The organism is Peribacillus sp. CSMR9, assembly GCF_033141925.1.
GTDB classification, from domain to species: Bacteria; Bacillota; Bacilli; order Bacillales; family DSM-1321; genus Peribacillus; species Peribacillus simplex_A.
In genome coordinates this window covers 22,826-44,025 of sequence record NZ_JAOPHO010000036.1, presented here as the reverse complement: position 1 = coordinate 44,025, position 21,200 = coordinate 22,826, and the positions used below count along the sequence as shown (strand labels likewise).

General features: G+C 42.2%; 19 protein-coding genes, 2 rRNA genes and 1 riboswitch. Of the genes, 20 read left to right on the top strand and 1 reads right to left on the bottom strand.

Annotated features, from left to right (window positions below; genetic code table 11):
- From N9I19_RS15905 to purD, 15 genes are all read left to right on the top strand, one after another.
- Positions 1-301: ribosomal RNA gene (locus tag N9I19_RS15905) — 23S ribosomal RNA — on the top strand; the annotation flags it as partial.
- 64 nt (positions 302-365) lie between these two features.
- A 5S ribosomal RNA gene (gene rrf / locus N9I19_RS15900) occupies positions 366-481 on the top strand.
- A 513-nt stretch (positions 482-994) separates the two neighbouring features.
- On the top strand, positions 995-1,195 hold the full coding sequence (locus N9I19_RS15895) for an NETI motif-containing protein (protein ID WP_317778350.1): 201 nt from the start codon (positions 995-997) through the stop codon (positions 1,193-1,195).
- 74 nt (positions 1,196-1,269) lie between these two features.
- A riboswitch (purine riboswitch) is annotated at positions 1,270-1,371 on the top strand.
- Positions 1,372-1,551: 180 nt separating this feature from the next.
- The gene (gene purE / locus N9I19_RS15890) at positions 1,552-2,040 is read left to right on the top strand and encodes a 5-(carboxyamino)imidazole ribonucleotide mutase (RefSeq protein ID WP_230135718.1); all 489 of its coding nucleotides are present in this window, start codon (positions 1,552-1,554) and stop codon (positions 2,038-2,040) included.
- Positions 2,024-3,160, top strand: a complete 1,137-nt coding sequence (gene purK, locus N9I19_RS15885) for a 5-(carboxyamino)imidazole ribonucleotide synthase (protein ID WP_317778349.1) — start codon at positions 2,024-2,026, stop codon at positions 3,158-3,160. The genes purE and purK overlap by 17 nt, the downstream gene beginning before the upstream one ends.
- Positions 3,161-3,180: 20 nt before the next feature.
- The gene (purB, locus tag N9I19_RS15880; protein WP_125163158.1) at positions 3,181-4,473 is read left to right on the top strand and encodes an adenylosuccinate lyase; all 1,293 of its coding nucleotides are present in this window, start codon (positions 3,181-3,183) and stop codon (positions 4,471-4,473) included.
- 102 nt (positions 4,474-4,575) lie between these two features.
- Positions 4,576-5,295, top strand: coding sequence for a phosphoribosylaminoimidazolesuccinocarboxamide synthase (purC, locus tag N9I19_RS15875; protein ID WP_061461268.1), 720 nt, complete (start codon positions 4,576-4,578; stop codon positions 5,293-5,295).
- The gene (purS, locus tag N9I19_RS15870) at positions 5,288-5,542 is read left to right on the top strand and encodes a phosphoribosylformylglycinamidine synthase subunit PurS (RefSeq protein WP_034306118.1); all 255 of its coding nucleotides are present in this window, start codon (positions 5,288-5,290) and stop codon (positions 5,540-5,542) included. Before purC ends, purS begins: the two co-directional genes overlap by 8 nt.
- The gene (purQ, locus tag N9I19_RS15865) at positions 5,539-6,225 is read left to right on the top strand and encodes a phosphoribosylformylglycinamidine synthase subunit PurQ (RefSeq protein WP_317778348.1); all 687 of its coding nucleotides are present in this window, start codon (positions 5,539-5,541) and stop codon (positions 6,223-6,225) included. Before purS ends, purQ begins: the two co-directional genes overlap by 4 nt.
- On the top strand, positions 6,209-8,431 hold the full coding sequence (gene purL, locus N9I19_RS15860; protein WP_317778347.1) for a phosphoribosylformylglycinamidine synthase subunit PurL: 2,223 nt from the start codon (positions 6,209-6,211) through the stop codon (positions 8,429-8,431). The genes purQ and purL overlap by 17 nt, the downstream gene beginning before the upstream one ends.
- Positions 8,416-9,831 (top strand): amidophosphoribosyltransferase, encoded by a 1,416-nt coding sequence (purF, locus tag N9I19_RS15855; protein WP_061461271.1) that lies wholly within the window; start codon positions 8,416-8,418, stop codon positions 9,829-9,831. The genes purL and purF overlap by 16 nt, the downstream gene beginning before the upstream one ends.
- 42 nt (positions 9,832-9,873) lie before the next feature.
- Positions 9,874-10,899, top strand: a complete 1,026-nt coding sequence (gene purM, locus N9I19_RS15850; protein WP_061461272.1) for a phosphoribosylformylglycinamidine cyclo-ligase — start codon at positions 9,874-9,876, stop codon at positions 10,897-10,899.
- On the top strand, positions 10,899-11,474 hold the full coding sequence (gene purN, locus N9I19_RS15845; protein ID WP_317778346.1) for a phosphoribosylglycinamide formyltransferase: 576 nt from the start codon (positions 10,899-10,901) through the stop codon (positions 11,472-11,474). The genes purM and purN overlap by 1 nt, the downstream gene beginning before the upstream one ends.
- 18 nt (positions 11,475-11,492) lie before the next feature.
- Positions 11,493-13,028 (top strand): bifunctional phosphoribosylaminoimidazolecarboxamide formyltransferase/IMP cyclohydrolase, encoded by a 1,536-nt coding sequence (purH, locus tag N9I19_RS15840; protein WP_125163152.1) that lies wholly within the window; start codon positions 11,493-11,495, stop codon positions 13,026-13,028.
- A 20-nt stretch (positions 13,029-13,048) separates the two neighbouring features.
- Positions 13,049-14,305 carry a phosphoribosylamine--glycine ligase gene (gene purD / locus N9I19_RS15835; RefSeq protein WP_317778345.1) on the top strand — a complete coding sequence of 419 codons (1,257 nt, stop codon included), beginning with the start codon at positions 13,049-13,051 and terminating at the stop codon, positions 14,303-14,305.
- A 67-nt stretch (positions 14,306-14,372) separates the two neighbouring features.
- Here the strand turns inward: purD and N9I19_RS15830 are convergent, their stop codons facing one another.
- Complete coding sequence (locus tag N9I19_RS15830) at positions 14,373-14,639, bottom strand: YgaP-like transmembrane domain (protein ID WP_061461276.1); 267 nt, start codon at positions 14,637-14,639, stop codon at positions 14,373-14,375.
- Between the two features lie 145 nt (positions 14,640-14,784).
- Here N9I19_RS15830 and N9I19_RS15825 point away from each other — a divergent pair, with 145 nt between their 5' ends.
- From N9I19_RS15825 to pcrA, 5 genes are all read left to right on the top strand, one after another.
- Complete coding sequence (locus N9I19_RS15825) at positions 14,785-16,530, top strand: adenine deaminase C-terminal domain-containing protein (RefSeq protein WP_089362518.1); 1,746 nt, start codon at positions 14,785-14,787, stop codon at positions 16,528-16,530.
- 43 nt (positions 16,531-16,573) lie between these two features.
- Positions 16,574-17,611, top strand: coding sequence for a DUF3048 domain-containing protein (locus tag N9I19_RS15820; protein ID WP_089362519.1), 1,038 nt, complete (start codon positions 16,574-16,576; stop codon positions 17,609-17,611).
- 25 nt (positions 17,612-17,636) lie between these two features.
- Positions 17,637-17,951, top strand: coding sequence for a YerC/YecD family TrpR-related protein (locus tag N9I19_RS15815; RefSeq protein ID WP_061461279.1), 315 nt, complete (start codon positions 17,637-17,639; stop codon positions 17,949-17,951).
- Between the two features lie 232 nt (positions 17,952-18,183).
- A complete protein-coding gene (gene pcrB / locus N9I19_RS15810) occupies positions 18,184-18,879 on the top strand; it encodes a heptaprenylglyceryl phosphate synthase (RefSeq protein ID WP_061461280.1) in 696 nt (231 codons plus the stop codon).
- 55 nt (positions 18,880-18,934) lie between these two features.
- Positions 18,935-21,181 (top strand): DNA helicase PcrA, encoded by a 2,247-nt coding sequence (pcrA, locus tag N9I19_RS15805; protein ID WP_061461281.1) that lies wholly within the window; start codon positions 18,935-18,937, stop codon positions 21,179-21,181.
- Positions 21,182-21,200 lie beyond the last annotated feature (19 nt).

Here is a 21,200-nt window from a genome sequence, read left to right as displayed (position 1 = left end):
GACATATAGGTCCATATCCGTCGCGGGCGAAGGAAATTTGAGAGGAGCTGTCCTTAGTACGAGAGGACCGGGATGGACGCACCGCTGGTGTACCAGTTGTCTTGCCAAAGGCATAGCTGGGTAGCTACGTGCGGACGGGATAAGTGCTGAAAGCATCTAAGCATGAAGCCCCCCTCAAGATGAGATTTCCCATGGCGCAAGCTAGTAAGATCCCTGAAAGATGATCAGGTTGATAGGTCAGAGGTGGAAGCGTGGCGACATGTGGAGCTGACTGATACTAATAGATCGAGGACTTAACCAACGCTTTTTAAAAAATGAAATACCTTCTTATTATCTAGTTTTGAAGGAACAACGTTCCTGATATGTTTGGTGGCGATAGCGAAGAGGTCACACCCGTTCCCATTCCGAACACGGCAGTTAAGCTCTTCAGCGCCGATGGTAGTTGGGGGTTTCCCCCTGTGAGAGTAGGACGCCGCCAAGCCATTTAAAAGATCAGCCATCCGGCTGGTCTTTTTTTGCGTCTCAATGATTTAAAAGAAATCGTTTTTATATCTCCATCTTTCAAATTGAATTGAATTCGACCTAAAGGGATAATGTTGCCTCTCTTCAATGCCCTCAAATTACAAGAGATTTGAATTGAAATAATTCATGGGTGCAAGATACGAATAACTGTACTGATCATGGAGCAGGGGGATTACTTGAGTCTGGCTATAGTATTGGGAAGGGAAGAAGGTTAGGATATTGAATGGATGTATAAATTATGAAGATAGGGTCTTTTTTTTAGACAGACGGCAAATTATGCAAGGAGATTCGGAGAAGACATTAACTAAGGCATTATGGAATCCCTGTAATACTGTAATGAATACTAAAATGGATTTCTTGTCTTACTTGTTCTTTTTCATTATACTAGGAGGAATTTATTAAGATAATAATGCAAGTTGGATGTTAAGGAAGAAGGCAAATAAAATGGAATTATGGAAGGGATTTTGGTATTGTGGGTAAAAAAAGTAAGGAAAAGTTTGAAGTTGTTGAGGGTGAGACAATCGATGCTTGTTTAGATCGAATTAAAGCGGCAGGCTACTTTCCTGTAAGGCGGACGGAAGAACCCATCTTTGCCGAGGAAATCGAGAATGGCAAAGTCCAATATGTGCCAGTTGATCGAAAAATTGTATTCGAAGTAAAATTAATCGAGTAAAACACGAACGATTCATTAATATCATGTAAAAATATTCGATTTTAACTTGACATTAAAATGGCCGGAAGGTAAGATGAAGTTACATTAATACATCTCATATAATCATGGGGATATGGCCCAAAAGTTTCTACCTGATGACCGTAAATCATCGGACTATGAGAAAAGCATCTGACTAATTCGGAAACTAGCCAAGTCCTTTTTGTTTTTTTTCAAAAGGGCTTTCTATTCCGGGCAGTTTGCTTTCTCGATGAGGAAGCAAACTGCCCGGTTTTTTTAATTTACATGTTATAGATAATGATAAGCGTCCATCTGCATACTCGGGACGTCATAATATGAGTGTTGGAGGGAAAGATGATATGAAACCACAAGTTGGAGTTATTATGGGAAGTGTCTCGGATTGGGAAACGATGAAATACGCTTGTGAATCATTGGAACAGCTTGAGATTCCCTATGAAAAAAGGGTCGTTTCCGCCCACAGGACGCCGGATTTACTATTTGAATATGCAGAGAGTGCAAAAGATAGAGATATTAAGGTGATTATTGCCGGAGCTGGCGGGGCGGCGCATCTTCCAGGTATGACAGCAGCCAAAACGATTGTCCCTGTGATTGGCGTGCCGATACAATCTAAGGCATTAAATGGGATGGATTCGTTATTATCGATTGTTCAAATGCCTGGCGGCGTACCGGTTGCAACGGTTGCAATCGGAAAAGCTGGCGCAGTCAATGCCGGATTGTTGGCGGCTCAAATATTAGCAGCTTTCGATTCCAACCTTGCTGATAGGTTAGAATCTTTACGAGACGAAACCAGAGAAAAGGTGTTACAGAGCAGTGAACAACTTAAATAGTACAATCATTTTACCGGGACAGACCATTGGAATTATTGGCGGTGGGCAATTGGGCAGGATGATGGCCTTGTCGGCTAAGGCATCGGGCTTTAAGATAGCGGTCCTTGAGCCGACTGCAGAAGGTCCATGTGCGCAAGTGGCGGATATTGAAATCATTGGTGCTTATGATGATATCGAAGCATTGAAAAGGTTGGCTGAGGTTAGTGACGTCATAACATATGAGTTTGAAAATATCAGTTCAGAAGCACTGGATTGGTTAAAGCAACATGCATTTCTTCCACAGGGCTCAGAATTATTAAAGATGACCCAGGATAGACTTACTGAAAAAAAGGCCATATCTGATGCAGGAGCTTCGGTTGCTCCTTATCGGGAAATACAAGATATTTCAGAAATTTACCTTCATATAGAAAAATTAGGGTACCCTAGTGTGTTAAAAACGACGCGGGGCGGTTATGATGGAAAAGGGCAGTTGGTCATTAAGGAAGAAGCCGATATCAAAAAGGCAGAATCCCTGCTCAAAACAGGTGTATGTGTGCTGGAAGCCTGGATACCTTTCGTAAAAGAAATCTCGATTATCGTGACGCGTAAGGCAAATGGCGAGGCAAGTCATTTTCCGATAGCGGAAAATATTCATATTGAAAATATTCTTCATAAAAGCATTGTTCCCGCACGTATTAGTCAACAAGCTGAACGGAAGGCTATTAATGAAGCCTTGCAGCTTGCAGAAAAACTTGATTTGGTAGGGACATTGGCGGTCGAGATGTTTTTAACCGCTCAGGATGAGATCATCATTAATGAATTAGCGCCAAGACCTCATAACTCAGGCCATTATACAATGGAAGCGTGTGAGACTTCACAGTTCGAACAGCATATAAGGGCTGTTTGTAATTGGCCGCTCGGTAATACGGCGTTATTGAAGCCGGTCGTAATGTTAAACATCCTTGGTGAGCATATTGGACCCTTAATGGATGAAATTCCGACGATTTCTGATTGGAAGGTTCATCTTTACGGCAAGAAAGAGGCCAAGTTTAAGCGGAAAATGGGGCATGTGAATATTTTACGTCCAACGATTGAGGAAGCTCTTTTGGAAAGTGATCGAAGCAAAATATGGAATCAATAGGTTGAAACGGAGGAAGTAAAATGATTGAACGTTATACCCGCCCAGAGATGGGAAACATTTGGACAGAGAAAAACCGCTTTAATGCGTGGTTGGAAGTAGAAATTCTAGCTTGTGAAGCATGGTCTGAACTTGGAGTAATTCCAAAGGAAGATGTGAAGCTTCTTCGTGAAAATGCTACGTTCGATGTTGAGCGTATCAATGAAATCGAAAAAGATACACGCCACGATGTTGTTGCTTTTACACGTGCGGTTTCTGAAACATTGGGTGAAGAACGGAAATGGGTCCATTACGGACTGACTTCTACTGATGTGGTCGATACAGCTCTTTCATATATGATAAAGCAAGCGAATGATATCATCTCCAAGGATTTAAATAACTTCGTGGAGATCCTGAAAAATAAAGCGAAAGAACATAAATATACGGTTCAAATGGGACGTACACATGGAGTTCATGCGGAACCGACTACTTTCGGTTTGAAACTGGCACTTTGGTATCAAGAAATGAAACGCAATGTCGAACGTTTTGAAGAAGCTAGAAAGAACATAGAGGTTGGGAAAATCTCTGGAGCTGTCGGAACCTACGCAAACATCGACCCGTTCGTTGAAAAATTCGTTTGTGAAAAGCTTGGCCTTGAAGCAGCACCTATTTCAACACAAACATTGCAACGGGATCGCCACGCACATTATATGAGCACATTGGCTTTAATTGCGACCTCAATTGAAAAGTTCGCAGTAGAAATACGCGGCTTGCAAAAAAGTGAAACACGCGAAGTGGAAGAATTCTTTGCAAAAGGACAAAAGGGATCTTCGGCAATGCCTCATAAACGGAATCCAATCGGTTCTGAAAATATGACAGGTATAGCTCGTGTAATCCGCGGTTACATGATGACAGCATATGAGAATGTGCCATTATGGCATGAACGTGACATTTCACATTCTTCTGCTGAGCGCATCATCTTGCCGGATGCAACGATCGCATTAAACTACATGCTGAACCGTTTCAGCAACATAGTGAAGAACTTGACCGTTTATCCAGAAAATATGAAACGCAATATGGACCGTACACTGGGATTGATTTTCTCACAACGTGTGCTGCTGTCCCTTATCGATAAAGGACTTGTCCGTGAAGAGGCTTATGATACGGTTCAGCCGAAAGCGATGGAAGCATGGGAGCTTCAGGTTCCATTCAGAAGCCTGATCGAAAAGGATGATAAAATCACAAGCTTGCTTACGAAAGAAGAACTTGATGATTGTTTCGATCCTACACATCACTTGAAAAATGTTGATGTAATCTTTGATCGTTTAGGTTTATAAAAGTGAAGGCGGCAAACATAGCACCTCTAAACGGTGATATGTTTGCCTAGCCCGATCAATACAGGATGATTCGAAATATTCACAATGTGGGGGTCTGGACAGATGGAAAAACGAGAATTGTTGTATGAAGGAAAAGCGAAACAGATTTTTGCAACGGACAACAGTGAAATAGTATGGGTGGAATACAAGGATTCGGCAACAGCGTTTAATGGTGAGAAGAAGTCAGAAATCGCCGGAAAAGGTAAGTTGAATAATCAAATTACAAGCCTATTATTTTCAAAGCTTGCCCAAGAAAATATACCGTCCCATTTTATTGAACAGCTTTCCGACCGGGAGCAGTTAGTTAAGAGAGTATCCATCATTCCGCTTGAAGTCGTTGTACGAAATACGGCTGCCGGCAGTTTTTCTAAAAGAACTGGCATTGAAGAAGGCCACCCGCTTAAGAAAACGCTGATTGAGTTTTACTATAAAGACGACGAGCTCGGCGATCCTCTGTTAACGGAAGACCATATTGAAGAATTGGAACTTGCAAGCAAGGAAGATGTAGCCATTTTAAAAGAAAAGGCACAAGAGATCAGTATCGTCTTAACTTCCTTCTTTAAAGAATTGGACATTAAATTAATTGATTTTAAATTAGAGTTCGGTAAAACCCCGAATGGAGACATTCTGCTGGCAGATGAAATTTCACCTGATACCTGCCGATTATGGGATGTTAACACGAACGAAAAGTTAGACAAAGATGTATTCCGCCGTAATTTAGGCAGTTTAACAGATGCTTACGAAAAAATACTAGCAAAGTTGGAGGGTACTCAACATGTATAAGGTTAAGGTATATATCACACTACGCGAAAGTGTATTAGATCCACAGGGAGCTGCAGTGCAACAATCACTTCATAGCTTGACATATAACGAAGTTAGTGATGTTCGAGTGGGGAAATACATTGAACTTACAATTAAGGATACGGATCGTGATTTAGATCAACTTGTGAAGGAAATGTGTGAAAAACTATTGGCCAACACGGTAATTGAAGCTTACCGCTATGATGTTGAGGAGGTTATCACCCAATGAAATTTGCTGTCATAGTTTTCCCTGGTTCCAATTGTGATGTCGATATGTTCCATGCGATAAAGGATGCTCTAGGGGAAGAAGTGGAGTATGTTTGGCATTCTACAGACAATCTAGATCAGTATGATGGGATTCTCCTTCCAGGAGGTTTCTCTTATGGGGACTATTTACGCTCTGGAGCGATTGCACGATTTTCGAATGTAATGGGCGAAATCGTAAAAGCGGCACAAGCAGGAAAGCCTGTTTTGGGTGTCTGCAATGGTTTTCAGATTTTACTTGAAGCAGGACTTTTACCTGGAGCGATGCGCCGTAATGAAGGCTTGAAATTCATTTGCCGCAATGTAGGATTGAAGGTTGAAAATAATCAATCGATGTTCACGACAGGATATGAAATAAATGAAACGATTACGATCCCGGTTGCCCATGGTGAAGGGAATTACTACTGTGATGATGAAACATTGGCTGAATTAAAACGAAATAACCGCATTTTATTCACTTATGACGGTGAAAATCCAAACGGAAGCTTGGAACAAATAGCGGGAATTACAAATGAACAAGGAAATGTCCTCGGAATGATGCCTCATCCCGAACGTGCTGTTGATTCACTGCTTGGCAGTAAAGACGGCTTAAAGATTTTTCAATCCATCGTAAAAAACTGGAGGGAATCACATGTTATTACAGCTTGAACCAAGTCCGGAAAAAATTAAATCGGAGCGATTGTACGCAAGTATGGGACTATCCGATAAAGAATTTGCCATGGTGGAGAAAATCTTAGGCAGACTGCCGAATTATACGGAAACTGGATTGTTTTCCGTTATGTGGTCAGAGCATTGTTCCTACAAAAATTCAAAACCCATCTTAAGAAAATTCCCGATTACTGGGGAGAAAGTCCTTCAAGGACCTGGTGAAGGAGCTGGTATCGTTGATATCGGTGACAATCAGGCTGTCGTTTTTAAAATAGAAAGTCATAACCACCCATCTGCTATCGAACCTTACCAAGGTGCCGCTACTGGTGTCGGCGGTATTATCCGTGATGTCTTCTCCATGGGTGCACGTCCGATTGCGATGCTGAATTCACTTCGCTTCGGTGAGCTAGACAATGATCGCGTGAAATATTTATTTAAAGAAGTGGTTGCCGGGATTGCTGGGTACGGCAATTGTATCGGAATACCGACTGTGGGAGGCGAAATTCAATTCGATCCTTCTTATGAAGGGAACCCTCTAGTCAATGCCATGTGTGTCGGCTTGATCGACCATAAGGACATAAAAAAAGGTCAAGCACATGGAGTGGGTAACACAGTCATGTATGTCGGTGCCAAAACAGGACGCGATGGTATTCATGGAGCAACATTTGCATCCGAGGAGCTGTCAGAGTCATCAGAAGAAAAACGACCTGCCGTCCAAGTGGGAGATCCATTCATGGAGAAACTGCTTTTAGAAGCATGTCTAGAATTAATTCAAAATGATGCACTTGTTGGGATTCAGGATATGGGCGCGGCAGGACTTACTAGTTCATCTGCAGAGATGGCAAGTAAAGCGGGCTCAGGCATCAAAATGAACCTTGATTTGATACCGCAGCGTGAAACGGGAATGACTGCTTATGAAATGATGCTTTCTGAATCACAAGAGCGGATGCTGATCGTAGTCACTAAAGGACGTGAACAAGAAATCGTTGACTTGTTTACGAAATATGATCTAGAGGCTGTTTCCGTCGGTGAAGTGACGGATGACAAAAACCTAACGTTATCGCATCAAGGTGAAATTGTTGCAGAGGTTCCAGTTGATGCATTGGCTGAAGAAGCTCCGATTTATCATAAGCCATCTGCAGAACCGCAATATTTCCGTGATTTCCAAAGTATGAAGGCTGAAGTGCCAGTCATAGCAGATTATAAAGAAACACTGATATCACTATTGAAGCAACCGACGATTTCGAGTAAGGAATGGGTTTATGATCAATATGATTACATGGTCCGCACGAATACAGTCGTCTCACCTGGATCGGATGCGGCGGTAGTACGAGTTCGGGGCACAAATAAGGCCCTTGCTATGACGACGGATTGTAACTCCCGCTATATATATTTAGATCCAGAAACGGGAGGTAAAATCGCAGTCGCTGAAGCAGCACGTAACATTATTTGCTCGGGTGCGGAACCTTTAGCAATTACGGATTGCCTGAACTTTGGGAATCCAGAAAAACCTGAAATATTTTGGCAATTGGAAAAAGCGGCAGACGGTATGAGTGAAGCTTGCAGAAGCTTAAGTACCCCTGTAATTGGTGGAAATGTCTCGCTTTACAATGAAACGAATGGTGAAGCGATTTATCCGACACCTGTAGTTGGGATGGTTGGTCTTGTCAGTGATCTTCAACATATCACTACACAATCGTTTAAAAATGAATCCGATTTGATTTATGTTGTCGGCGAAGCAAAAGTGGAATTTGGAGGCAGTGAATTACAAAAAATGCTTGAGGGTAAAATCTTTGGACGGGCACCAGAACTTGATTTGAGCGTTGAACAAAAGCGTCAGCAGCAAATCCTCACTGCAATCCAAAACGGACTTGTCGCATCAGCCCATGATCTTTCGGAAGGCGGTTTGGCAGTGGCTTTAGCTGAATCTTTATTCGGGACTAGCAAACTTGGTGCAAAAGTGAATATATCCGGCGAACCGGTATCAGAATTATTCAGTGAAACACAATCACGATTCTTACTATCCATCAATCCTGAAAACCAAACGGCATTTGAAGCACTTGTTGAAGATGCGATATGCATAGGTTCAGTAACAGAGGATAATAAATTAGTCGTGACGGCAGACAGTGATAGCAAAGTATTGGAAGCGGACGTTGAAGTTTTACAAACAGCTTGGAAGGGAGCTATACCATGCTTGCTGAAATAAGAAGCCTAAACGAAGAGTGTGGCGTTGTTGGAGTCTGGGGACATCCCGATGCAGCACAGCTTGCTTACTACGGTTTGCATAGCTTACAACATCGTGGTCAAGAGGGAGCTGGCATCGTCGTGACAGACGGTGACCAGATGTCCATCACTAAGGGTGAAGGTCTTGTCACAGAAATATTCACGGCTGATAAAATGCAGGCACTTTCCGGTTCAGGAAAAGCTGCGATCGGCCATGTCCGTTATACAACGGCAGGTGGCGGCGGGTATCAAAATGTTCAGCCTTTCCTGTTCAATTCCCATACAGGAGGGCTGGCACTTGCTCATAATGGGAACATCGTCAATGCCCATCAATTAAAAGCACAGCTTGAAGGACAGGGAAGCATTTTTCAAACGACATCGGATACGGAAGTTCTGGCCCATTTGATTAAACGGTCCGGCTACTCAGATGTCAGGGATTCCGTGAAGAACAGTTTAAGCATGCTGAAGGGAGCTTATGCCTTTGTCATCATGACAGAAAACCAAATGATCATGGCAAGAGATCCACATGGCTTCCGTCCACTTTCCTTAGGGAAAATAGGCGATGCATATTTCGCTGCATCCGAAACATGTGCCCTTGATATTGTAGGTGCAGAATTCATCCGCGATATTGAACCGGGTGAACTCGTTGTCATTAATGATGAGGGAATCACTTCCGAGTACTTTTCGCTTTCCAGTCAACAGGCAATGTGTACGATGGAATATGTGTATTTTTCCCGTCCGGATAGTAACATTGATGGGATCAATGTTCATACGGCACGAAAAAACCTTGGCAAGCAAATGGCACTGGAAGCTAAAATAGAAGCGGATGTAGTTACAGGTGTACCCGATTCCAGTATTTCGGCAGCGATAGGCTATGCTGAAGCGGCCGGCATTCCCTATGAAATGGGCTTAATAAAAAATCGTTATGTTGGACGGACGTTCATTCAGCCATCACAGAGTCTGCGTGAACAAGGCGTGAAGATGAAACTTTCACCTGTAAGAGGGGTCGTAGAAGGTAAGCGGGTCATAATGGTTGATGATTCAATCGTCCGTGGGACCACGAGCAGAAGGATTGTCCGCATGTTAAAAGATGCAGGAGCCAAAGAAGTGCATGTTGTAATCAGCTCGCCACCGATCAAGAATCCATGTTTTTATGGAATAGACACGTCTAAAAAGGAAGAACTGATTGCGAGCTCTAAATCGGTGGAGGAAATAAGGGAAATCATTGGTGCTGATTCATTAACTTTTTTAAGTGTCGAAGGTATGGTCGAAGCAATTGGCCGACCATTTCCTGGAGAAACGCGCGGTTCATGCCTAGCTTGTTTCACCGGAAATTATCCGACTGAAATTTTTGAGTACGAACGAGAAAAAACAAAATGTTAATCAAGTCGGCAATGAAGATTGATTTTCGGAGGAGGATTTCAAATGGCTAATGCATATAAACAGGCTGGTGTGGATATTGAGGCTGGTTATGAAGCGGTAAATCGAATGAAAAAACATGTAAAGCGCACATTTCGTCCAGAAGTAATGAATGGTCTTGGCGGTTTTGGAGGCATGTTTGACTTATCTTCCTTGAACCTTAAAGAACCTGTGCTCATTTCAGGTACGGATGGAGTGGGTACGAAACTTTTGTTGGCGTTCATGATGGATAAACACGATACAATTGGTGTGGATTGTGTAGCTATGTGCGTCAATGATGTTGTCGTTCAAGGTGCTGCACCTTTATACTTTTTAGATTATATTGCCTGCGGTAAAGCAGATCCAGAACGAATTGAAATGATCGTCAAAGGAATTGCAGATGGCTGTGAGCAGGCAGGCTGTGCTTTAATCGGCGGAGAAACAGCGGAAATGCCGGGCATGTACGAAACGGAAGAATACGATGTTGCAGGCTTTACTGTAGGTGCAGTTGAAAAATCACGTCTAATTACGGGTGAGGCAATCTCGGCGGGTGATGTCGTTATTGGACTTGCTTCAAGCGGCATCCACAGTAATGGATATTCACTTGTTCGTAAAATCCTTCTTGAAGACTCAGGTATGGGGCTTCATGACTTCGTACCGGAATTGGGTTGCAAGTTGGGTGAGGAATTACTAAAACCGACAAAAATCTATGTAAAATCCATCTTATCGACATTAGAAAAATTTGATGTTAATGGTCTTGCCCATATTACGGGTGGCGGGTTCATCGAAAATATTCCCCGTATTCTACCTGAAGGATGCGGTGTGGAAATCGAGCTAGGAAGTTGGGAAATTCCATCTGTATTCGCGTTCCTTGAAGAAAAAGGGAACCTTGTAAAAGAGGAAATGTTCAATATTTTCAATATGGGTATTGGAATGACGGCTGTCGTGAAAAAAGAAGTGGCATCTGATGTGGTAGCCCATCTACGGTCTTGCGGCGAAGAAGCATCGGTTATTGGAACGATTGTGGACGGAAATGGAGTGTCGTTTAAATAATGAAGCGCCTTGCTGTCTTTGCATCAGGTAATGGTAGTAATTTCCAATCAATTGCTGAAGCAATAAAAAGTGGAAAATTGGCGGCGGAAATCTGTCTTGTCGTTTGTGATCGGGAAGACGCTTATGTACTTGAGAGAGCAAAGCTTGAGAATATTGATTCTTTCGCCTTTTCAGCGAAGAATTACTCTAACAAGACTGAGTATGAATCGGTAATCCTTGAGAAACTTCGCCAATATGAGATAGAGTTTATCATTCTGGCTGGCTATATGCGTTTGATTGGTCCGACATTATTACAAAAGTATACACAGAGAATTGTGAACATCCACCCTTCACTCTTGCCTAGTTTTCCAGGCAAGGATGCAATTGGCCAGGCTTTTGACGCTGGAGTGAAGGAAACGGGGGTAACCGTTCATTATGTTGATGATGGAATGGATACAGGACCGATCATTGCCCAAAATGCAGTGCCAATTCTTGAGGGGGATACGAAAGACATTCTTCAAAAAAGGATTCAGGAAATGGAGCATGACATGTATCCGTCAGTTTTGCAGGAGCTATGCCACAAGAAACTTACTTAATGGAGGGACCAACATAACATGAAGAAACGTGCTTTAATTAGTGTATCGGATAAAACAGGTATCGTAGAATTTGCTCAAGGTTTAATTGAGGCAGGTTTTGAAATTATTTCTACAGGCGGTACCAAAAAAACACTGCAGGATAATGGCGTTGATGTAATTGGAATCAGTGATGTCACCGGTTTTCCGGAAATCTTGGATGGACGTGTAAAAACACTTCACCCGAATGTCCATGGAGCAGTGTTGGCAAAACATGATGACAAGGATCACGCAGCACAGCTTGCAGAGCATAATATTGAACCCATTCAACTTGTCTGTGTAAACCTATATCCGTTCCAAGCGACTATTTCCAAACCAGAAGTCACTGTGGAAGATGCTATTGAAAACATCGATATCGGTGGACCGACAATGCTTCGTTCTTCTGCTAAAAACCACGAATATGTGACTGTTATCGTTGATTCAAATGATTATCCTACCGTATTGGCTGAGCTGAAACAAAACGACGGAGTATCAAAAACCACGAATCGCCGTTTGGCTGCAAAAGTCTTCCGCCATACAGCTGCATATGATGCTGTCATTTCGGAGTATATGACTGAGCTTACCGATGAAGAGAATCCTGAATCATTGACTGTTACCTATGAATTGAAACAGTCCCTTCGTTATGGGGAAAATCCACATCAAAAAGCAGCATTCTATAAAAAACCGCTTGGTTCCGTTTTCTCAATTGCTGAAGCGCAGCAATTACATGGAAAAGAGCTTTCATACAACAACATTAATGACGCTGATGCAGCACTTCAAATCGTTAAGGAATTCAATGAGCCGGCTGCTGTTGCTGTTAAACATATGAATCCTTGCGGCGTCGGTGTAGGAGCGACCATTTTAGAAGCGTATGAAAAAGCTTATGAGGCAGATGCTACTTCCATTTTCGGTGGAATCATTGCTTTGAACCGTGAAGTTGATAAAGCGACTGCGGAAAGGCTTCATGAAATTTTCCTTGAAATCATCATTGCTCCTGGGTTTACAGATGAAGCAGTGGAAGTATTAACAAGCAAGAAAAACCTTCGTTTATTAACGATCGATTTCGATGCGGCTAAAAAACCTGAGCGTAAATTGACTTCCATTGAAGGCGGATTACTTATTCAAGATCGAGATGCACATAGCTTAAAGGATGCAGAGGTAAAAGTTGCAACGAAACGTGAGCCTACTCCTGAAGAATGGAAAGCCATGGAACTTGGCTGGAAAATCGTAAAGCATGTAAAGTCGAATGCAATAGTGGTTAGTAACGGTCAAATGACCTTAGGTGTTGGCGCAGGTCAAATGAACCGTGTCGGTGCTGCAAAAATTGCTCTGGAACAAGCTGGGGAAAGAGCGACAGGGAGTGCATTGGCATCAGATGCTTTCTTCCCAATGGATGATACTGTAGAAGCGGCAGCAAAAGCGGGCGTCACGGCAATTATTCAGCCTGGTGGATCTGTAAAAGATCAAGATTCAATCAAGAAAGCTGATGAATATGGGATTGCAATGGTATTTACAGGAATTCGTCACTTTAAACATTAATCAAAAATAGAGGTGCGATAATGAATGTACTAGTAATTGGCCGGGGCGGCAGGGAGCATGCCATAGCCCGCAAATTATTTGAAAGTAAACGGGTTGGGACAGTTTTTGCAGCACCTGGAAATCCAGGTATGACAGATGTAGCGACTCTTGTTCCGATTGAAGAAAACAATCATGAGGAATTGGTTGCCTTCGCAAAGAAGAATGCAATTTCATTAACGGTGATTGGGCCCGAAACGCCATTGTTGAATGGACTTGCAGACGACTTTACGGATGCAGGCTTAAAGGTATTTGGCCCTAATGGCCGTGCTGCAGTCATTGAGGGAAGTAAATCCTTTGCTAAAGATTTAATGAAGAACTACAGCATTCCGACAGCGGAATATGAAACATTTTCTGATTATGATTCAGCAAAGGCATATATCGAAAAAATGGGTGCCCCCATTGTCATAAAAGCGGATGGCTTGGCTGCAGGAAAAGGTGTCGTTGTTGCAATGACGATGGAAGAGGCGTTAGACGCCATCCATGATATGCTAGTAGGGGCAAAGTTCGGCGAAGCTTCTGCCAAAGTCGTTATTGAGGAATTTCTCGATGGCGAGGAATTCTCATTGATGGCATTCGTGAATGGGGAAAAAGTGTATCCGATGGTCATTGCTCAAGATCACAAGCGAGTTTTTGATGGAGATCAGGGTCCGAACACAGGTGGAATGGGTGCATACTCACCAGTGCCGCAAATTTCCGATGAAATGGTTCAGACTGCAGTCGAAACAATTCTTCAGCCTACAGTAAATGCGATGATTTCGGAAAATCGGCGTTTTACAGGTATATTATATGCCGGGTTGATTGCTACTGAAAAGGGCACAAAAGTCATTGAGTTCAATGCACGTTTTGGCGATCCGGAAACGCAAGTTGTTTTACCACGCCTAAAAACCGATTTCGTAGATACGCTTGAAGCGGTTCTTTCTGGGGAGGATTTACAACTTGAATGGCATGAAGAAGCTGTTCTTGGAGTGGTCGTGGCAGCTGATGGATATCCAGGGGATTATAAGAAGGGTTCAATCATTAAAGGCTTGGAAAAGATTGATCCGAATGCCCATGTTTATCATGCTGGAACGGCTAAAAATGATGAGGGGAATTTCATCTCAAACGGCGGACGTGTACTTCTGGTTGCTGCAAAAGGGAATGATTTGGCCTCAGCCCAAGCTGAAGTATATAAAGAGTTGGGGCATATTGAGAAAGACGGCTTATTCTGGCGAACGGATATTGGATACCGTGCAATTTAATGCGATTTTTCATTGTAATACAAAGAAGCTGACTCTAAACGGAGTCAGCTTCTTCTTTAGAAAAAACTTAATATGAATCTGATGAATTAGACTCTCTATCCTGTTTTGGTTCATTTTTCATTAAGGTTTGTCCATTTTCCATTGCATCCGTGAGGGGGCAATAGCGGAGAATGCCTTCGCCTATTTTCATTGCAGAAAGCATGACCACAATAATATAAGATTGGTTTTTCCAGGGTTTCTTTACCATTCTAGCCATTGCCCATGTTAGAAAGGTAAAACCACACGTAATTCGCATTAAGGCATTTATTATACTGATATTTTGTTTAAACTTCATATTTTGTCCATCCCTTCACAAAAATTTAACAATATTCTGGATAACGATACTGTTCTAATGAGGTAAGTATGTTACTATGAAATAAAATTGGATTGAAAATGGTTTTTTCATACATCTGTTTCTAAAAAATTATGGGGGAATGTTTATGCTTGAACAGCGCTATAGATGGAAAAATAAACATCTAAGAGAACATATAGATGTGCTGGATGGCAATAGGGCACCACACATTCTGCTTAAAAATACGACTTATTTAAATCAGGCTTTACGAAAATGGGTGAAAGCGAATATATGGATATATGATGATCGCATCATATATGTCGGCGATAAGCTTCCGGATAATATAGACCGGTGTGAAATGGTTGACTGCACAAACCAGTATTTAGTCCCGGGTTATATTGAGCCGCATTCACATCCTTCTCAATTATATAATCCCCTTTCTTTTTCACGTTATGCATCTCATTTTGGGACAACGACATTGATCAATGATAACTTGCCGTTTCTATTGCAGTTGGATAAAAAGAAAGCGTTTTCTCTTTTGAAAGAATTACGCAACATTCCTGTAACGATGTATTGGTGGAGCCGTTTTGACGGACAGACGGAATTGATCGATGAAGATACGGTATTTTCCCATGGGGCAGTTAAATCCTGGCTGGAGCATGATGCCGTATTACAGGGCGGGGAGCTAACAGGATGGCCGAAGCTTCTCGATGGGGATGACATGATGCTGCACTGGATTCAGGAAGCCAAGCGGATGAGGAAGAAAATAGAAGGACACTTTCCAGGTGCTTCAGAGAAGACCTTAGCAAAAATGACCCTGTTCGGCGCCGATTGTGATCATGAGGCAATGACAGGCGATGAAGTCATGGCGCGCTTGCTGCAGGGATATTATGTATCACTAAGACATTCTTCGATCCGGCCTGATCTTCCAAAGATGATAAAGGAAATTCATGAACTGGGCATCGATCATTATGACAAATTCTTTTATACGACAGATGGTTCGCCGCCGTCTTTTTATGAGGGTGGTCTCATAGACTGCTTGATCAAAATAGCGATAGAGCATGGCGTTCCGGTCATCGATGCTTACAATATGGCAACTATCAACATTGCACGATATTATAATATTGAATACCTTCATGGCAATATTGCCACTGGAAGGGTAGCGAACATTAACTTCCTGACCGATGTAAAGGAACCCGCACCGGTTTCAGTAATGGCAAAAGGGAAATGGGTGAAAAGGGATGGTGAAATCATTCCTGATTTACAGGAAATCGAATGGAGTGATTTTGATTTTAAACCACTTGATCTTGATTGGGATCTTAGTTTAAAGGAAGATTTTGAATTTTCCATGCCATTTGGGATTGAATTGGTCAATAATGTAATTACGAAACCGTACTCCCTTTCCAATGATGTAGGGTATGAAGAGCTGAACTTCGAGGATGATGAATGCTTTTTCATGCTTATTGATCGGGAAGGGAAATGGCGCATCAATACAATATTAAAAGGGTTTGCGGATAAATTGTGTGGCTTTGCTGGCTCTTATACCAATACCGGTGATATCATACTAATCGGTAAAAGGAAAAAGGATATGCATTTGGCATTTAACCGGCTGAAGGAAATTGGCGGTGGAATCATTTTAACGGAACATGGAAAGGTGATCCATGAACTTCCTCTTAAACTAATGGGAGTCATGTCCACCAAAGAGGTTCCTGAATTGATAAAAGAAGAAAATGAATTGAAACATTTGCTGCGTGAGAGGGGATATCGCTTCGATGATCCTGTTTACACCCTTTCATTCTTTTCGACAACCCATCTGCCATATATAAGGCTAACCCAGCGAGGAGTATATGATGTTATGAATAAAACTATACTCTTTCCCACTATAATGCGTTAAAATATAAGAGAAGAAATGGCTAATAATTCAGAGGAGTGGAAAGATGAATTTAAAGAGAGTTCTTTTCATCGTTATTGCTATTTTACTGCTGGCAGGCTGTTCGGCGAAAGAGGATCCTGCATCGGATGACAGTAAGCCAAAAGATCCGGCTGTCATCAAAAATAGAGATGTGAAAAATGAATCTTCCAATGAGTTTCCACTTACAGGTATATCCACCGATGAAGGCAGTGAGCAAAGGGCTGTAGCAGTGATGATTAATAATCATCCGAAAGCACGCCCGCAATCGGGCCTCTCAGAAGCCGATATGGTCTACGAAATGCTCGCAGAAGGTGACATAACCAGATTTTTAGCTATCTTCCAAAGTGAAACGCCAAGCCGAATCGGTCCGATTCGGAGTGCAAGGGACTATTATATCGAATTGGCAAAAGGCCTGGATTGCATCTATGTGTGTCATGGGAATAGCCCCGAGGCAAAAACCATGCTGGACAAAGGGTATATTGATAACTTGAACGGATTATATTATGATGGTACTTTGTTTCATCGTTCGGCAGATAGAAAAGCACCGCACAATTCCTACATCTCTTTTGAGGATATCCAAAAAGGCGTGAAGGAAAAGGGATATGAGATGAATGGTGCACCGGAACCTTATACTTTCCTTTCAAAAGAAGAGGCGGCTGGCCTTCAAGGGGAACAGGCATTGAAAACCGAGATATCCTACGGATCAGACGAGTATGATGTAAAGTATGAATACGACGCCACGGAAGAGAAATATAAACGTTATTCGAATGGTGAGCAAACAGTCGAATATAAATCGAATAAACCTATTTTACTGGATAATATATTGATCATTGAGGCCACTCATCAAGTGATCGACGATAAAGGTCGCCGTAAAATCGACTTGAAAAGTGGTGGAAAAGGTTATTTACTTCAAAAAGGAACAGCGAATGAAGTAGAATGGGTTAATAAGGATGGTCGGATTATACCAGTGAAAAATGATAACGAAGTAGGGTTGATTCCAGGGAAAACTTGGATCAATATTATTCCGAATGAACCTGGTTTAGTAGGAGACGTCTCATTTTGATACCCATGAATTGAGGGGGAGTAACATGCAAATTGATAAGTTAAGAGGAAAAGAAACGGATCAGCTGTTTAAGTCGATCCTTTCCTTGCGTGATTTGGACGAATGTTATCGATTTTTTGATGATTTATGTACAGTTAATGAAATTTCATCATTAGCACAGCGTCTTGAAGTAGCCCGGATGCTTGAAGAAGGTAAAACCTATCATAAAATCGAAACGGAAACAGGTGCAAGCACGGCTACGATTTCTAGGGTCAAACGCTGCTTGAATTACGGAAATGACGCTTATTCAATGGCTCTTAACCGTATTAAAGAAAACGTTGAGGAAACAACTGAATCTTAATGCATTCGATTTTTTATATGGTGAATCAAAAAAAGCCGAGGAATTCATTTCCCGGCTTTTTATTTTGAGTTTGGCCTTTCTTTTGTCAGCTGTCTTTCTGCCGTATCCGTGTTATATTGGTTTTTAGATTCAGAGGTTTCCATTTGGTAAACATTTTATCGATACTTCTCTTTTTTAATGAAAAATCTTAATGCTATAATGGTGTAATGGGAAGTGTGAATGGAGGATTATTATGTACGATTTTCGCGAGTGGAAACATGTTTTCAAACTCGATCCAAATAAAGAAATAAGTGATGAGGCTCTTGAAAAAGTCTGTGAATCCGGTACGGATGCAATCATGGTCGGGGGAACGGATGGAATCACGCTTGAGAATGTGCTTCATTTAATGGCACGGGTCAGACGATATACCGTCCCATGTGTAATGGAGATTTCTTCTGTTGAAACGGTGACGCCAGGGTTTGATTTATATTTCATTCCAAGTGTCCTGAATAGCACCAACCCGGATTGGATGATGAAACTGCATCAGCAAGCAGTCAAAGAATACGGATACCTTTTGAATTGGGATGAAATTTTCGTTGAAGGGTACTGTATTCTGAATGCCGAGTGTAAGGCTGCTCAATTGACGAAAGCCAATACCCAACTGGATATGGATGATGTGGGAGCATACGCGATGATGGCAGAAAAGATGTTCAACCTGCCGATTTTTTATCTGGAATACAGCGGTGATTATGGCGATATCCAGATGGTGGAAGCAGCCAAAGAGAGCTTGGAGAATACCGTACTTTTCTATGGCGGTGGGATAAAATCAGTTGAACAGGCCAAAGAGATGTCTAAGTTTGCGGATGTCATCGTTGTTGGCAATGTGATTTATGAAGATTTGAAAGCGGCACTAGCAACAGTTACGGCAGTTAATGAAAACATGAAATAAATATAGTATACTAAAACATAAAACAGAAACGAATGTTCGTATAGGTGGTGTGATAATGCAATATTTAGCGGAAAAATTACTAATAGGTTTGAATGAACAGCAACAAAAAGCAGTAAAGTCAACTGATGGCCCACTTTTAATCATGGCTGGGGCAGGAAGTGGAAAGACGCGTGTGCTGACTCACCGAATAGCTTACTTGATGGTCGAGAAGGAAATAGCACCTTGGAATATCCTTGCAATCACGTTCACTAACAAAGCTGCACGTGAAATGAAGGAGAGGATCCGTGCCATACTTGGCGGTGCGTCAGAGGATATCTGGATTTCGACCTTCCACTCGATGTGTGTCCGCATTTTACGAAGAGATATCGATCGTATCGGTTTTAATAGGAACTTTTCGATATTGGATACGACGGATCAGCAATCGGTCATTAAGCAAATCATGAAAGATCGTAATATGGATACAAAGAAATATGATTACCGGGCGATTTTGGGTAGCATCAGTTCAGCGAAAAATGAATTGGTCGGGCCGGAAGAGTACCTGAAGACAGCGTCGGATTACTTTACTAAGGTAACTGCCGATGTATATACGGAATACCAAAAACGGTTGAGGAAAAATTCAGCGCTCGATTTCGATGATTTGATCATGATGACGATTCAATTGTTCCAACTGGTACCGGAAGTACTTGAATACTATCAGCGCAAGTTTCAATACATTCATGTTGATGAGTACCAAGATACGAACAGGGCTCAATATATGCTTGTTAAACTACTTGCTTCACGTTTCCGTAATCTCTGCGTTGTCGGGGATTCTGATCAATCGATTTATCGCTGGCGCGGTGCGGATATTGCGAACATCCTTTCATTTGAAAAAGATTATCCTAATGCCAACATGATTTTCCTTGAACAGAATTACCGCTCGACGAAAAAGATTCTTGCAGCGGCGAATAAGGTCATCGATAACAATCAAAACCGGAAGCCGAAAAATCTTTGGACCGAGAATGCAGATGGTAATAAGCTATTCTATTACCGTGCCGACAATGAACAAGGGGAAGCGCAATTTGTAGCCGGAAAGATAAATGAGTTAGTTCGGGACGGCAGTAGGAAGTATTCCGATATAGCAATCCTTTACAGAACAAATGCACAATCACGTGTCATGGAGGAAGTTCTGCTTAAATCCAATATAAACTATGCTATAGTCGGGGGCACTAAGTTCTATGACCGTAAAGAGATTAAGGACTTGCTTGCCTATCTTCGCCTTATTGCGAATCCTGACGATGACATCAGTCTCCGCCGTGTAATCAATGTACCAAAACGCGGAATTGGTGCAACTTCAATGGACAAAGTGGCAGATTATGCAGATCAGTATGATGTTTCCATTTATAAAGCACTTGAATCTGTGGAAATGGTAGGGATTAGCGGGAAGGCTACCAAAGCGGCTAGGGAATTCCATACGCTGATCACTAACTATACAAATCAGCAGGAGTACTTATCCGTAACGGAACTGGTGGAGGAAGTCATTAAGAAAACCGGTTATCGTGAGATGCTGCAGGCAGAAAAAACGATTGAATCGCAAAGCCGGCTTGAAAATATAGATGAGTTTTTATCTGTTACGAAAGCATTCGAAAGTAACAGCGAGGACAAATCATTGGTTGGCTTTTTAACTGACCTGGCGTTGGTTGCCGATATAGACCAACTTGATGAGAACTCCGAAGAAGTTACTAATACTGTAACGTTGATGACCCTGCATTCAGCGAAGGGACTTGAATATCCGGTGGTCTTTTTATTGGGCCTTGAAGAAGGGGTTTTCCCTCACAGCCGCTCGCTCATGGATGAAGAGGAGATGGAAGAAGAACGCCGTCTGGCCTATGTGGGAATTACAAGGGCTGAAAATGAGCTATTCATAAGCAATGCCCAAATGCGGACATTGTATGGACGGACCAGTATGAATCCAGTTTCACGTTTCATCAGTGAAATACCAGAGGAACTCCTTGAAGATCTTAAACCGAAACCGGCTCCTAGAGCTAGGCAAACACCTTTCAGTTCTTCGAGAACTGGATCTCCTTCAACAGCTTCCACAAGAAAAGTTCCTGCCTTTGGTAGAGCCGTTTCTGCACCATCCGCAACCGGTGGTGAAGAGATCGGCTGGGCTGTCGGTGACCGTGCATCCCACAAAAAGTGGGGTATAGGAACCGTGGTGAGCGTAAAAGGGGAAGGCGAAGGGAAGGAACTGGATATCGCATTCCCAAGTCCAATCGGTATCAAACGCCTACTGGCTAAATTTGCACCAGTTGAAAAAGCTTAAGCTATTAATATGAATCTTA

Excerpts from the sequence above, each read along its gene's own strand:
- purE (WP_230135718.1), top strand. The coding sequence starts at position 1,552 with ATGAAACCACAAGTTGGAGTTATTATGGGAAGTGTCTCGGATTGGGAA.
- purB (WP_125163158.1), top strand. The coding sequence starts at position 3,181 with ATGATTGAACGTTATACCCGCCCAGAGATGGGAAACATTTGGACAGAG.
- purC (WP_061461268.1), top strand. The coding sequence starts at position 4,576 with ATGGAAAAACGAGAATTGTTGTATGAAGGAAAAGCGAAACAGATTTTT.
- purS (WP_034306118.1), top strand. The coding sequence starts at position 5,288 with ATGTATAAGGTTAAGGTATATATCACACTACGCGAAAGTGTATTAGAT.
- purQ (WP_317778348.1), top strand. The coding sequence starts at position 5,539 with ATGAAATTTGCTGTCATAGTTTTCCCTGGTTCCAATTGTGATGTCGAT.
- purL (WP_317778347.1), top strand. The coding sequence starts at position 6,209 with ATGTTATTACAGCTTGAACCAAGTCCGGAAAAAATTAAATCGGAGCGA.
- purF (WP_061461271.1), top strand. The coding sequence starts at position 8,416 with ATGCTTGCTGAAATAAGAAGCCTAAACGAAGAGTGTGGCGTTGTTGGA.
- purM (WP_061461272.1), top strand. The coding sequence starts at position 9,874 with ATGGCTAATGCATATAAACAGGCTGGTGTGGATATTGAGGCTGGTTAT.
- purN (WP_317778346.1), top strand. The coding sequence starts at position 10,899 with ATGAAGCGCCTTGCTGTCTTTGCATCAGGTAATGGTAGTAATTTCCAA.
- purH (WP_125163152.1), top strand. The coding sequence starts at position 11,493 with ATGAAGAAACGTGCTTTAATTAGTGTATCGGATAAAACAGGTATCGTA.
- purD (WP_317778345.1), top strand. The coding sequence starts at position 13,049 with ATGAATGTACTAGTAATTGGCCGGGGCGGCAGGGAGCATGCCATAGCC.
- N9I19_RS15830 (WP_061461276.1), bottom strand. The coding sequence starts at position 14,639 with ATGAAGTTTAAACAAAATATCAGTATAATAAATGCCTTAATGCGAATT.
- N9I19_RS15825 (WP_089362518.1), top strand. The coding sequence starts at position 14,785 with ATGCTTGAACAGCGCTATAGATGGAAAAATAAACATCTAAGAGAACAT.
- N9I19_RS15820 (WP_089362519.1), top strand. The coding sequence starts at position 16,574 with ATGAATTTAAAGAGAGTTCTTTTCATCGTTATTGCTATTTTACTGCTG.
- N9I19_RS15815 (WP_061461279.1), top strand. The coding sequence starts at position 17,637 with ATGCAAATTGATAAGTTAAGAGGAAAAGAAACGGATCAGCTGTTTAAG.
- pcrB (WP_061461280.1), top strand. The coding sequence starts at position 18,184 with ATGTACGATTTTCGCGAGTGGAAACATGTTTTCAAACTCGATCCAAAT.
- pcrA (WP_061461281.1), top strand. The coding sequence starts at position 18,935 with ATGCAATATTTAGCGGAAAAATTACTAATAGGTTTGAATGAACAGCAA.